At 63.9% G+C, this 13438-nt stretch carries 8 protein-coding genes; 6 read left to right on the top strand and 2 right to left on the bottom strand.

The features are described 5' to 3' along the window. Positions 1–80: 80 nt before the first annotated feature. Both ACPFMA_RS14695 and ACPFMA_RS14690 read left to right on the top strand, forming a co-directional pair. Positions 81–1454 (top strand): L-serine ammonia-lyase, encoded by a 1374-nt coding sequence (locus ACPFMA_RS14695; protein WP_425928069.1) that lies wholly within the window; start codon positions 81–83, stop codon positions 1452–1454. A gap of 57 nt (positions 1455–1511) precedes the next feature. Continuing rightward, on the top strand, positions 1512–2810 hold the full coding sequence (locus tag ACPFMA_RS14690) for a serine/threonine transporter (RefSeq protein ID WP_425928068.1): 1299 nt from the start codon (positions 1512–1514) through the stop codon (positions 2808–2810). A gap of 92 nt (positions 2811–2902) precedes the next feature. On the opposite strand, the gene ACPFMA_RS14685 is transcribed toward ACPFMA_RS14690, so the two are convergent. Continuing rightward, positions 2903–5590, bottom strand: a complete 2688-nt coding sequence (locus tag ACPFMA_RS14685; protein WP_425928067.1) for a hypothetical protein — start codon at positions 5588–5590, stop codon at positions 2903–2905. A gap of 344 nt (positions 5591–5934) precedes the next feature. Between ACPFMA_RS14685 and ACPFMA_RS14680 the strand changes: the two genes are divergently transcribed. The 3 genes from ACPFMA_RS14680 to ACPFMA_RS14670 all read left to right on the top strand — a co-directional run bounded on the left by ACPFMA_RS14680 (position 5935) and on the right by ACPFMA_RS14670 (position 11213). Beyond that, entirely contained in the window at positions 5935–8448 is a 2514-nt protein-coding gene (locus tag ACPFMA_RS14680) for a hypothetical protein (RefSeq protein WP_425928066.1), read from the top strand. Between the two features lie 10 nt (positions 8449–8458). Further along, positions 8459–10423, top strand: a complete 1965-nt coding sequence (locus tag ACPFMA_RS14675; protein WP_425928065.1) for a GMC family oxidoreductase — start codon at positions 8459–8461, stop codon at positions 10421–10423. A 127-nt stretch (positions 10424–10550) separates the two neighbouring features. Next, entirely contained in the window at positions 10551–11213 is a 663-nt protein-coding gene (locus tag ACPFMA_RS14670) for a DUF3313 domain-containing protein (RefSeq protein WP_064304575.1), read from the top strand. Positions 11214–11343: 130 nt separating this feature from the next. On the opposite strand, the gene ACPFMA_RS14665 is transcribed toward ACPFMA_RS14670, so the two are convergent. Beyond that, positions 11344–11796: a hypothetical protein gene (locus ACPFMA_RS14665; protein WP_420056434.1), complete on the bottom strand. Its 453-nt coding sequence runs from the start codon at positions 11794–11796 to the stop codon at positions 11344–11346. 373 nt (positions 11797–12169) lie between these two features. Between ACPFMA_RS14665 and ACPFMA_RS14660 the strand changes: the two genes are divergently transcribed. Then, positions 12170–13270, top strand: coding sequence for a metal-dependent hydrolase (locus ACPFMA_RS14660; protein ID WP_425928064.1), 1101 nt, complete (start codon positions 12170–12172; stop codon positions 13268–13270). The last annotated feature ends 168 nt before the right edge of the window (positions 13271–13438 follow it).

The raw sequence follows: 13438 nt of genomic DNA, 5'->3' as shown, positions 1-13438 counted from the left end.
TCGCCCAACTTGGCGACACCCCTCAATTTTTTCACCGTGCACCGAAAGGGTTCACCGCTTTCGGGCAGGCAGGCATTAGCATGGCTATCAGTGTTTTCGATCTGTTCAAAATCGGCATCGGCCCGTCCAGTTCCCATACCGTAGGCCCGATGCGCGCCGCTGCAACCTTCGTCGAGGCGCTGCGTGCACAGGGGCTGCTGGAAACGGTGAGCCGTGTCGAAGTGCGCCTGTACGGATCGTTGTCGGCGACCGGGGTCGGCCACGCTACCGACCGCGCCTGCCTGCTGGGCTTGATGGGCGAATGGCCGGACCGGATCGATCCGCAGTACATCGGCCCGCGGATCGAACAGTTGCAAAGCACCGGCGTGCTGGTGCTGGGCGGCAGCCGGGCGATCACCTTCGATAGCCAACGCGACCTGCTGCTGCTCGACGAGAGCCTGCCATACCACCCCAACGCCATGACCCTGGAAGCCTTCGGCGACAACGGCCTGCTCCTGCAGCAAACCTACTACTCGGTGGGCGGCGGTTTCATCGTCGAGGCGGCGGAAATCGGCGCGGGCCCTGCCGGTCCGCAGGTCGAACTGCCTTACGAATTTTCCAGCGCCGAAGAACTGCTCGCCCTGTGCAAGCGCCATGGCTTGCGGGTCAGCCAGTTGATGATGGCCAACGAGCTGGCCTGGCGCGAGGAAAGCGAGGTACGCGCCGGGCTCCTGCAACTCTGGGCGGTGATGCGCGAGTGCGTCGCCAACGGCCTGAGCAACGAAGGCATCCTGCCTGGCGGCCTCAAGGTCAAGCGCCGCGCGGCCAGGCTGCACCGCAGCCTGCAGGAGCTGGGCAAGCCCAACGTGATCGGCTCGACCCTCAGTGCCATGGAGTGGGTCAACCTGTTCGCCCTGGCGGTCAACGAGGAAAACGCCGCCGGCGGGCGCATGGTCACGGCGCCGACCAATGGCGCGGCGGGGATCATCCCGGCAGTGCTGCATTACTACATGAAGTTCAGCCCCGAAGCCCGTGACGACGACGTGGTCGACTTCCTCCTGGCTGCCGCCTCGGTGGGCATCCTGTGCAAGAAAAACGCCTCGATTTCCGGCGCCGAGGTCGGCTGCCAGGGCGAGGTCGGGTCGGCCTGCGCCATGGCCGCCGCCGGCCTGGCCGATGTCCTCGGCGCTACCCCGGAACAGTTGGAAAACGCGGCGGAAATCGCCCTGGAGCACAACCTTGGGCTGACCTGCGATCCGGTCGGCGGCCTGGTCCAGGTGCCGTGCATCGAGCGCAATGCGATCGCCGCGGTCAAGGCGATCAACGCCGTGCAGATGGCCCTGCGTGGCGATGGCGAGCATTTCATTTCCCTGGACCGGGTCATCCGCACCATGCGCGATACCGGCGCCGACATGCATGAAAACTACAAGGAGACCTCCCGCGGCGGCCTGGCCGTCGCTTTTGTCGAGTGTTAAGACCGGCGTCCGGCACAGGCGACGGTGGTTATCAAAAATAATTACAAGGCGATATCGATGACTGATGTAAACAGCACCACTTCATTGCGTGGCGACGCCGCTGCGCCTGCCATTTCCAGCGGCTGGAGCCGCCACGACACCACCTGGACCCTGGGCCTGTACGGCACCGCCATCGGTGCCGGGGTCCTGTTCCTGCCGATCAACGCCGGGGTCGGCGGTTTCTGGCCGTTGCTGATCCTGGCGCTGCTGGCATTCCCCATGACCTTCTTCGCCCATCGCGGCCTGACCCGTTTCGTCCTGTCCGGGCGCAAGGGCGGCAACGAAGACATCACCGAAGTGGTGGAAGAGCATTTCGGCGCCGGTGCCGGCAAACTGATTACCTTGCTGTATTTCTTCGCCATCTTCCCGATCCTGCTGGTGTACAGCGTGGCGCTGACCAACACCCTGGGCAATTTCCTCGAACACCAGTTGCACGTCACCGCACCGCCCCGGGCGCTGCTGTCGTTGCTGCTGATCTGTGGCCTGATGATCGTGGTGCGCTGTGGACAGGGCATCATCGTGCGGGTCATGAGCGTGCTGGTGTACCCCTTCGTCGCCGCGCTGCTGTTGCTTGCCCTGGGGCTGATTCCCTACTGGAACGGCGCCTTCTTCGCCCAGGCCGGCGAAGGCATGAACGCCGGGCTGCTGCTCAAGACGCTATGGCTGGCGATTCCGGTCATGGTGTTCGCCTTCAACCACTCGCCGATCATCTCGGCCTTTGCCGTGGCGCAGAAGCGCCAGTATGGCGAGCGTGCCGAGTACAAGAGCGGGCGCATCCTGGCGGCCTCGCACCTGATGATGGTGCTGACGGTGATGTTTTTCTGCTTCAGTTGCGTGCTGGCCCTGTCTCCGGCCGACCTGGCGGCGGCCAAGGCGCAAAACATTTCGATCCTGTCGTACCTGGCCAACCATTTCCAGACACCGGTGATCGCCTTCGTTGCGCCGCTGATCGCGCTGGTGGCCATCACCAAGTCTTTCCTCGGCCATTACGTCGGTGCCAGCGAAGGCTTCCAGGGGCTGATCGTAAAAAGCCTGCGCGGTCGTGGCCGCTCGCTGTCGACCAAGAGCCTGGAGCGGGTAACGGCGCTGTTCATGGTCCTGACCTGCTGGATCGTCGCCACGCTCAACCCGAGCATCCTCGGGATCATCGAGTCCCTCGGCGGACCGGTGATCGCCTGCCTGCTGTTCCTGATGCCGATGTACGCGATCAACAAGGTGCAATCGTTGCGCCAGTACTCGGGCAAGGCGTCTAACGTGTTCGTGGTGGCGGTGGGGTTGATTACCCTTTCGGCAATTGCCTATTCGGTTGTTGCCTGATCCGGCCTCATCGCTGGCAAGCCAGCTCCCACAGGTTGTGGGAGCTGGCTTGTCGGACCGCCGCACCGCAGCGATAGAGCCCGAACAGCCACCTAATACTCCAGGTACTTCCACAACGCATCCGCCACCTTCGCTTCCTGCTTCCCATCCCCGAACAACCGCCGGCCGATCTGCAAGCCTAGCTGCCGATACCCCTCGAACTGCGCCTCGTCGAAGAACTGGTTGGCCGTGCTTTCGTTGGGGAAGGTCGGGTGTTCGCTGGCGTAGTTGAGCAGGTCCACCGGCAGGCCCGCGATCAGGTTCGGCTTGATCAGCAGGATGCGCGAGGTCAGTTGCTGCTGCTTGTTGTGCACGTTCAGGAGCACGGCGCAGCGCCGGTACTCCGCTTGCTTGCGTTGTTCGCTGTCCAGTTTGAAGTCCTGGATCCGGCCGAAATACGGGGCCAGTTCCTCGACCTCGAAGATGCCTGGGTCCTCGCTGATTTCCAGCGCCTGGTCGATCCGCGCCAGGCGGATCAGGTTGGCCAGGTCATCGAACTGGTAGGTCGGGTCGGCGCCGCAGTCGCACATCACGATCAGGTCGATCTTGCGGCCTTCGCGGATCAGCTCGTAGCAGGCGGTGTTTTCGAAGTGACCGCCGTCGGAGAGGTACTGGAAGTCGCGGTTCAAGCCGTGGAAGTGCGCGGTGATTTCGTAGAACAGGTAATGCTGGGTGGTCAGGGTGCGCTCGCGCAGGGTATCGCGGGGAGCACGCAGGCCGCTGTCCTTTTCGCCGTTCTGCAGGAAGTCCGCCGGCCACCAGGTGCCCAAGCGCACGTTGGTCAGGCCGAAGGCCAGGGAAGTACCCAGTGTGGTGGCGCGTCCAAGGCCGGTGGAGAACGCGGCCCCGGACGTGGCGATCCAGTGTGCCAGGGTCAGCGGCTGGTAGATTTCCCCGGACTCCGGTTGCAGGGCACGCTGGCGCGGTTCGCCGTCGAGAATGTAGCTGACGCTGCCTTCGCCGTATCGGCCGGAGGGCGCCAGGCACAGTGGCTTGCCCTTGCGGTCGCGCTGCACCAGTTGCTCGGCCGGGTCGACGGTCTGGTTCAGGGTGACGTTGATCAGGTGTACCGGCGCGCAGGTGGCATGGGCGTAGTACGCTTCGATGCTGACGTCGTCCCCGGGCAGCGTTTCGGCGACGCTGAGCAGGCGCCGGCGTTGCTTGCGGGTATTGCCGGAAAAGCGCAGGCCGTTGGAGGCCCCCAGGTAGGCGCGGGCCAGCCGGGCGCGATAGAAGGATTGCCACGACGACAGGTTGAGGAAGCCGATGAACTTGCCCGAGCCCAGGCTGAACAGCGCCGCCATGACCGTCAGGCCAAGCAGGCGGGCCCAGGCATGGGAGTCGCCGAACCAGTCGCCGGTGTAGCGCACGTACTGCACCAGCAGCCCCCAGAACAGCGAGACCAGCAGCAGGATCACCACCCCCGCGGTACCGGCGATGATGCTGATCGGCAGCTTGCTCAGCCAGCCCGGGGTAGCCTTGTCGTCGCTGGATACCGAGACCCAGCGCACCAGTGCGATCAGTGCTGGCAGCACGATGCCGCCGGACAGCAGCGGCCCTTGCTCGACACGCAGGAACAGCCATTGGCTCGCCCAGGGAATCAGGGCGAAGAAGGCTGCGACCAGGGTGGCGATGATGGCCGTGGCCAGGCGCCGGGTGACCAGCACACGGTAGGTGGCGACCGTGTTTTGCCGGGCAAGAATCTTCTCCGGCGAGGGACGGCCATGCCCCAGGTAAATGCATAACCACAGGCAGTAGGCCAGGCCGACGCCGCAGATCACTCCGCCCAGCACCAGCAAGGCGCGCAAGGCCCCGCCGAGCCAGGGCGCGAACACGCCGAGGAGGATCATCACCGCGCCCGTGGTGGCATAGAGCACGGTGGCGCGGTTGCACGGATGCGGGGTTTCGTCAGTGTTGCAGCGTCGATAGATCATCCAGTACGCCAGCATCAGCGGCACCACTGCGAACACGATCAGCGCCGCCGGGAGCCACCACAGCGAGCCGCACAGGAGTTGCACGCTGTTCAGCGGTAAAAAGGCGCCCAGCGGTGAGCACAGCGCCAGGTCGCTGATGCCGACCTGCAGCAGCACGGCCAGGGCCAGGCCGAACAGCAGCGGCATGCCGATGACCGTGTGCACCGCCAGCAGGTTGCGCAGCGACATGCCGAGCACATAGAACAGGTCGCCGCCACCGCCAGGGGTGAGGTAGCGACCGTTTTCCCGCAGCCAGCCCAGCGGCGCGGCGCCAACCGGCTGGCGACGATAGTCGTCGCCGGTGTGGATGCGTCCCGGTGGCTCGTAGTCGAGGGTTTCGTAGGCCTGCCGGGCCGCCTGGCGCTTGGCGTCGTTGCTGGGCGCGGACTCGCCGGCGCCGATGACGCCGGTGTTCTCCCGATCGCGCAGGCGCCCTGGAAGGAACAGGCTGCCGAGGAACGAGCCGAAATAACCGCCGCCGCTGACGGTCGACAGGTAGTCGAAGCGTGGCAACAGGCGCTTGCCCAGGTCGTCGGCCTTGCTGTCGTCGTTCGATCCCGGCGGCGCGCCAGGTGCCTTGGCCCGGGCCAGGGCCTGGACCACGCCCAGGCAGAAGGTGGCGCTGCGAATGCCACCCCCGGACAGGGCCAGGGCCAGGCGCTTGCCGCCGGTTGGCAGCCCGAGCAAGCGATGACGTTCGGTGATGCGCGCCTGTTCGGCGCTGAATTGGGTGTCTTGATCGGTGCTGACCGTATCTTGCCTGTCCATGTGCCGTCCCGCCGATGGGTGGAGATGCTTCCCTTGGCGCTGGAGTGTAGAGCAAGGAAATAGCCACTTGCCACCACTGTGAACCCCATCACAAAAGCCCTGCACGCAAACCTATGAGCAGCTGCGATAAGCCGACGGTTTTCATAACCAAATGAAAGCAATGTGCCATCACTTAATGGCATATGCTTTAGGTGCTGTAAAGGAGTTGTAACCAACTGGTCCGCCGCACAACCGAGCGCGGCGGGCACTGCATTCAGTTGAGATCGGCCAACCGGACCGGCCGCAATAACGTGTTCCTCAAGGACAGAAGGGACCGGTCTGCACGTTTTGCAAGGAGCAAACGCATGACACCCGTGAAGCTGATGTTGAGCCTCTTTCTTCCCCTGGTGCTGTTGCAGGGGTGTTCCGATAAACCGAAGAACCCTTGCGGTGACCAACCCGGCAAGATCCTTGACGAAGCCCAGTGCGTCGGCCGCGATGCCGACAGCCTGAAGGGCGCCGACGAGGATTACTTCGCCGACATGGACTATGGCGTTTCGAAGCAACCGGCGCTGCTGGTGGACCGCCTCTCGCCCTTCATCCCCGGTATTACCCAGCAGCAGGCGGTGGACGCCTTCGCCCGCGGGCGCAACAATTGGATCGTCTGGACCGCCGGCAACGATGCCCTGTGGGACAAGCTCTCGCGTGACAGCGTCGGCAACCTGGACTTCCTCAAGACCATCTCCAACCATCCGTCCCTGGCCGCCAACCGTAGCAACCGCTGGCAGTACCTGGGCGTGGTCAACGAGCCGTGCTACACCAAGGGCGAAGGCCCGCGCGAAGACCGCCATGGCCTGTGGCTGGATAACCGTGACCCGTCCTGCGCTCCCGACCCGTTCGAGAACGAGGCCAAGTACCCAGGCGTGAAGATCGGTGCCCGTGGCAAGAACATCGAGACCGGCTCCTACTACGGCTACGGCACCGGCATCGTCGGCCTGCGCCTGTTCCCCAACCCGGATTTCGACGAGAAAGCGCAGAAGCACTGGGATCCCAAGCGCTACTACGAAGACCCCAGCTATTACAACGACAGCAAGCTGGTGAAGCCGTATCGCGTCGGCATGTCCTGCGGGTTCTGCCACGTCGGGCCGAACCCGACCAATCCGCCGGCCAACCCGGAGAGCCCGGCCTGGGCCAACCTCAACTCCAACCCGGGGGCGCAGTATTTCTGGGTGGATCGCATCTTCATGTGGCAGAAGGACGACAGCAGCTTCCCGCACCAGTTGTTCCACACCTCGCGGCCGGGGGCCCTGGATACCTCGCTGGTGTCCACCGACTACATCAACAACCCGCGGACCATGAACGCCGTCTACAACCTCAAGGCGCGCATCGAGCTGGCCGCGCACCTGGGCAAGGAAACCCTCAAGGGTGGCGACCTGAACAACAAGCAGTTCAACGAGGTGCCGGGCATTCCTGCCGACAGCCCGCTGATGCAGTTCTACAAGAAGCCGGACACCGTGTTCACCCCGCGGGTGCTCAAGGACGGTGCCGACTCGGTCGGCGCCCTGGGTGCCTTGAACCGGGTGTTCGTTAATATCGGCCTGTTCAGCGAGGAATGGACGCAGCACTTCCGGCCGCTGATCGGTGGCAAGCCGATCACCCCGTTCACCATCGAGACCGCCCGCAAGAACTCGGCCTTCTGGCGTGCCAACGAAGCGCAGACACCGGACCTGGCGCTGTTCTTCCTCGCCTCGGCGACCCCCGACAACCTCAAGAATGCACCCGGTGGCGAGCAGCATCTGCAAGCCTCGCCGGCGCAACTGGAGCGGGGCAAGGAAGTCTTCGCCGAAACCTGCGCGCGCTGCCACTCCAGCAAGCTGCCGGAAAAAGCCTGGGCGAAGTTCCCGGACAACGGCTGCGTCAACGGCAACTACCTCAAGTGCTGGAATGACTACTGGAGCTACAGCAAGACGCCGGAGTTCAAGAACGCGATGCGCGACATTGTGAAGAAGGATGACTTCCTCACCGACAACTTCCTGTCCACCGAACTGCGCGTGCCGGTAACGCTGCTCGAAACCAACGCCTGCAGCCCGCTGGCGACCAACGCCCTGGCCGACAACATCTGGGACAACTTCTCTTCCGAGTCCTACAAGCAGTTGCCGGCGGTGGGCAAGATGCTGGTGCAGAACCCCTACACCGGCGAGGCGCGGGAATACGAGATGCCGGGTGGCGGGCGGGGCTACACCCGGCCGGCGTCGCTGGTCAGCGTCTGGTCGACGGCACCGTTGTTCCTCAACAACGCCCTGGGCCCGTTCAAGTGGACCGGCACCGTGGATGATCGCATCGCCTCGTTCGACAGCTCCATCGAGATGCTGCTGTGGCCGGAAAAGCGCCAGGGCAACTTCCAAGTGGTCACCCGTTCCGGGCTGACCCACCCGGGCACCATCGACACCACCACCGAAACCAGCTACCTGCGCGTGAGCAGCGGCTACCTGCCGAAGTTCCTGCAGGACCTGCAAGGCGTGCTGACCCGCTGGCTGCCGTGGCTGTTCGGTGACGACGGCATCCAGATCGGACCTATCCCGCAGGGTACGCCGGTGAGCCTGCTGTCCAACATCGACCTGGAGAAACGCGACCAGGTGCTCGACCTGCTGGTGAAGATCAAGCACGACCTCAAGCAACTGCCGCCGGGTGCCAGCGACGAGGAAGCGCGCAAGGTCTTCAAGCGCCTGGTCAAGCCGCTGCTGGAAGTGAGCAAGTGCCCGGACTACGTGGTCGACAAGGGCCATTACTTCGGCACGAAATTCCTCCAGGACAAGGACGAACAACCGCTCAGCGACGACGACAAGCGCGCGTTGATCTCCCTGCTGAAAACCTTCTGAGGCCGCTGTCATGACTGACCAGACTGAATACGAATACATAGTGGTCGGCTCCGGCGCCGGCGGCGGCACCCTGGCCGCGCGCCTGGCCGAGGAGGGCCGGCGCGTGCTGGTTCTGGAATCGGGCAGCGACCCGGTGGCCAAGGGCGACGACGCGGGCCTGCCGGAGCAGTACCAGGTGCCGGCGTTCCATCCGCGTTCCACCGAGAACAACGCCATGCGCTGGGACTTTTTCGTGCGCCACTACAGCAGCGACGCACGCCAGTTGCAGGACCCCAAGTTCACCCGCAGCTACGAAGGCGAAACCGTCGATGGCGTGCTGTACCCGCGTGCCAGTTGCCTCGGCGGCTGCACCGCGCACAACGCGATGATCACCGTCTACCCGCATAACCAGGACTGGGACCACATCGCCCGGATCACCGGCGATGCGTCCTGGAAGGCCAGCGCCATGCGCGAGCATTTCCAGCGCCTGGAGAACTGCCACCACCGACCGTTCCAGCGGTTTCTCTCGTGGTTCGGCTTCAATCCGTCGCGGCATGGCTTCAAGGGCTGGCTGCACACGGAGAAGGCGGTACCCGAAGCGGTGATCGACGATTTTTCGCTGGTGCGCTCCATCGTCAAGTCCGCCAAGCAGGCCTTCGAGACCCTGGCCGAGCCGCTCAAGCGCATTGGCTGGCAATTGCAGGGCGTTGGCGACCCCAACGACTGGCGCCTGGTCAAGGACGAGGCGATCGGCCTGCGCTACCCGCCGCTGGCCACCCACAAGCATCACCGCATGGGCACCCGCGAGCGCCTGCTCGATGTGCAGCAGCGCTTTCCCGATAACCTGCACATCGAGCTGGATGCGCTGGTCACCCGGGTGCTGCTGGACGATGAGCAACGCGCCTATGGCGTGGAGTACATCAAGGGTTCGCGGATGTACCAGGCCTGCACCTTGCCGCGCAACCCGACCTCGAGCGGCGAGTTGCGCCAGGTCCGGGCCAGCCGCGAGGTGATTCTCGCCGGTGGTGCCTTCAACACTCCGCAGATGCTCATGCTGTCCGGCATCGGCCCGCGCGAGGTGCTGGAATCGGTGGGCGTGCCGGTGCGGGTCGAACTGCCCGGCGTCGGGCGCAACCTGCAGGACCGCTATGAAGTGGGGGTGGTCAACCGCATGAACTTCGACAACTGGGAAGTCCTCGAAGGCGCGCGCTATGAGAAGGGCGACCCGCAGTACGAGGAGTGGGCCAAGGGCAAGGTCGGGGTGTACTCCACCAACGGCGCGGTGCTGGCGGTGATCAAGAAGTCGCTCAAGCAACGGCCGCTGCCGGACCTGTTCTGCTTCTCGCTGCTGGCCCTGTTCCGCGGGTACTTCCCGGGCTATTCGAAGCTGATCGTGGAAAAGCTCAACTACCTGACCTGGGCGGTGCTCAAGGCGTACACCAACAACACCGCCGGCTATGTCACCCTGCGCTCGAAGGACCCGGCGCAGACGCCGATGATCAACTTCCGCTATTTCGAGGAGGGTAACGACACCAAGGGCGAAGACCTGCAATCGGTGGTCGAGGGCATCAAGTTCGTGCGCAACCTGGCCAAGCCGTTGAAGGAGGCCAGGCTCATAGCCGAGGAAGAGCTGCCCGGCGACGCGGTGCAGACCGACGAGCAATTGAAGGAGTACGTGATGAACCAGGCCTGGGGTCACCACGCCTCCTGCACCTGCCCGATCGGCGCGGCCAACGACCCGATGGCGGTGCTCGACAGCGCCTTCCGGGTGCGCGGAACCAGCAACCTGCGGGTGGTGGACGCCTCGATCTTCCCGAAGATCCCCGGCTTCTTCATCGTCACCTCGATCTACGTCGCGGCGGAAAAGGCGGCCCAGGTGATCCTCGCCGATGCGGCCCGTCCGCAGGCGCGGCAGGTGGCCGGGGCAGGGCGGGCGAGCAAGGCGGCCGATAGCCTGGACAGCACCGTGGAGGCCATGGTCAGCCCGAAAAGCTGACGCTGCGCATGTTTTGCGGATCTGCCCCGGTTTTCCCGGGGCAAGCCGCAGAAGCTGGGCTATACCTAAACCCGCTGGCGTGGTGCCAGCGGGTTTTTTCCATGGATTTCCGTAGTGGGGAGCACTTATGAAAGTCGCCCTAGCGATTGGCCTGAGCTCGTTGCTGCTTGCCGGTTGCGCCAGCAACCTCAGCAAGCCGGAGGATTACTCGGGCTTTCTCAAGGACTACAGCCGCCTGAAAGAAGCGAAATCACCGTCCGGCGCGCCGGTGATGCGCTGGATCGACCCGCAACTGGACAGCAAGGCCTACACCAGCGTGTATATCGAGCCGAGCCAGTTCTATCCGAAGCCTGCGCCGACCGCGCAGATTCCGGCAACCACCCTCAAGGGCATCACCGATTACTACGACCAGGCGCTCAAGCGCGAGCTGGGCAAATCCTTGCCGTTGGCGAGCAAGCCCGGGCCGGGGGTGATCGTGGTGCGTCCGGCGATTACAGCGGTGAGCAGTGATGTGGAAGGGCTCAAGCCCTATGAAGTGATCCCCATCGCCCTGGTGGTGGCGGCCGCGAGCACGGCGGCCGGCAGCCGCGACCGGCAGGCCGAAATCGCCACCGAGGCGGCATTCCTCGATGGCGGCAACCAGAAGGTCGTGGCCCAGGTGGTGCGCAAGGGCACCGGCAAGGAACTGGAAAACGACAAGACCGTACTGCGCCCGGACGATGTCCGCCAGGTCATCGATGGCTGGGCGATCGACCTGCATCAATCCTGGCTGAAGCTGAAAAGCAAATAGAACAGTTCCAAAGCACGACGCGTACCCTGTGAGAGCGGGTTTATCGGAACGCCGAACCGCCGCGATTACGATGGTGGGTTCACTAACGTAATCGCGGGTAAACCCGCTCCCACAGGGTACGCGCCAGGCATTAGAACTGTTCCAGGCCCTGCCGCTTGACCGCCTTCAACAACGAAGCCACCAACGCCTGCGAGATCTCCAGCGACTGCTGCGTACCCCACAGCAGATCACCATATTTGCGGTCCGCCAGGTCGCACATCTGGGCATTGGTTTCCGCCGCCGATTTCAAGGCAATCGCCAGATGTTCGAGGGCATCGCCGATATCGGCGCCTTCGCAGACGGCAAAGAGGGGCGGGTGGTGGTTCTGGCAGGTGGCGAAGTGGGTGTGGACGGTGGTGAGGCGAGGTGGGTCAGGTACAAGTTTTTTCATGGTGATCTCATGCTCTTGAGAGTTGGAAAGACTCCTGCTGTCAAACAGGTGGGTGGCAGCTGTGCGCGGGTTGACAGACCAGAGAGCATGAGAATCCTGGCGCACCCGAAGGTGCCCACACGCACAGCCGCCATAACGGTAGCTAGCGTTCATGCAATCCCGGCCTGTCAAAGCCGATCGTTGAATTTGCAACGACCGGCGGAGACTAGGTGCTGGTTTCCATGAGCGCAACCGTCAAAAGCGCGCAGAAGTATGCTTGGGAAAATGCCTACAAAAAAGTCGGAAGCTACTCACTTTTCGTAGCTTTATATGACACCTGATGGACATGTTTTGCCTGAACTGGCCCTATCGCTGGCAAGCCAGCTCCCACAGGTACTGCACAAGTCTCAAGATCTGTGCTGAACCTGTGGGAGCTGGCTTGCCAGCGATGAGGCCCTGAAATACACCCAAGTCTCCGCACAGGGTGCTTTCCTGCCTGTCACTGAGCTAGCATCTGCCCTTTGCCCCTTGCTCAAGGAAAAAGCCATTGGATTCATTGACCCAAGCAGTTCTGGGTGGCGCCATCCAGGGCGCGGTGCTGGGCAAGGTACAAGGGCGGCGATCGTTGCTCTACGGTGCGCTGCTGGCGACCCTGCCGGACCTCGATGTCGCCATCCGCTACGCCGACCCCGTGTCGAGCATGACCTTCCACCGCGGCTTTTCCCATTCCCTGTTCGTCCTCACCGGCCTGGCCCTGCTGCTGACCTGGCTGGTCCTGCTGCTGGTCCGCCATCGCCGTGCCGACGCGGGCTACAGCGGGCCGCGGCTGTTCCTCGGCCTGTGGCTGGTGCTGATCACCCATCCGCTGCTGGATGCCTTCACCGTCTACGGCACGCAACTGTTCTGGCCGTTGCAACCCACGCCGCAAAGCTGGGCGGCGGTGTTCATCATCGATCCGCTGTATACGCTGCCGCTGTTGCTCGGGGTGATCTATGCCGCGATCAAGGGGTTCAGCGGACGCGCCGCCCAGGTGCTCGGCGTACTGCTGTTGCTGAGCACGGTTTACCTGGGCTTCGGCCTGCTCTCGAAGAACATTGCCGAACAGCGTTTCCACGCCGCCCTGCGCGCCCGGGAGATCGATGTCACTCAACTGCGTGCACTGCCGATGCCGTTCAACACACTGCTCTGGCGGGTTGTGGCGAAGACGCCGGAGGGCGACTACTACGAGGGCGTCAGCAGCCTGTTCGACGACGACCCGCCGGAATGGCAGCGTCAGCCACTCAATCTGGAAGCGGCCAGGGTGCTGGAAGGCTCGCCCCTGTACGAGCGCCTGCGCTGGTTCACCGGCGACTGGCTGCGCTATGACGTGGTCGGTGATGCGCTGGTGGTCAGCGACCTGCGCATGGGCATTCCGGGCAACTACACCTTCCGCTTCCGCATGGCGACGTGCGATGGGCAGGGGCAATGGCAGGTGCAGACGCCGGCTTCCTGGCCGGGGGCAGGGGTGGATTCGATGCGCAACCCCGAAGCGCTGAAGCGGATCATGACGCGGATCTTCCAGCAGCAACCGCCGTTGCCGCTGGAGCAGTGGAGCCGCGAGTACCTGGATGGGCCGGCTGCGGAAGCGGGGTGTGGTCCGCGAGATTGATGGTGACCACCGGCCTCATCGCGTGCTCTGCAGAACCCTGTGGGAGCTGGCGTTGCCAGCGATTGGCCCGACCGGACAACATCATTGCCAGTGCCGGCCTCATCGCCGGCAACGCCGGCTCCCACAGGGGGCTGGGTCAGCCGCAGAGCCGGCGCTGAGGGTCATTTG

The sequence above is a fragment of the Pseudomonas sp. NyZ201 genome (assembly GCF_049860765.1).
GTDB classification, from domain to species: Bacteria; Pseudomonadota; Gammaproteobacteria; order Pseudomonadales; family Pseudomonadaceae; genus Aquipseudomonas; species Aquipseudomonas bharatica.
Note: the sequence above shows the minus strand (reverse complement) of the source record. Positions and strands in the feature narration are given on the sequence as shown.

What these genes read in the sequence shown, in the direction of transcription:
- ACPFMA_RS14680 (WP_425928066.1), top strand. Translation starts at nt 5,935, where the DNA reads ATGACACCCGTGAAGCTGATGTTGAGCCTCTTTCTTCCCCTGGTGCTG.
- ACPFMA_RS14690 (WP_425928068.1), top strand. Translation starts at nt 1,512, where the DNA reads ATGACTGATGTAAACAGCACCACTTCATTGCGTGGCGACGCCGCTGCG.
- ACPFMA_RS14675 (WP_425928065.1), top strand. Translation starts at nt 8,459, where the DNA reads ATGACTGACCAGACTGAATACGAATACATAGTGGTCGGCTCCGGCGCC.
- ACPFMA_RS14665 (WP_420056434.1), bottom strand. Translation starts at nt 11,796, where the DNA reads ATGAACGCTAGCTACCGTTATGGCGGCTGTGCGTGTGGGCACCTTCGG.
- ACPFMA_RS14695 (WP_425928069.1), top strand. Translation starts at nt 81, where the DNA reads ATGGCTATCAGTGTTTTCGATCTGTTCAAAATCGGCATCGGCCCGTCC.
- ACPFMA_RS14685 (WP_425928067.1), bottom strand. Translation starts at nt 5,590, where the DNA reads ATGGACAGGCAAGATACGGTCAGCACCGATCAAGACACCCAATTCAGC.
- ACPFMA_RS14670 (WP_064304575.1), top strand. Translation starts at nt 10,551, where the DNA reads ATGAAAGTCGCCCTAGCGATTGGCCTGAGCTCGTTGCTGCTTGCCGGT.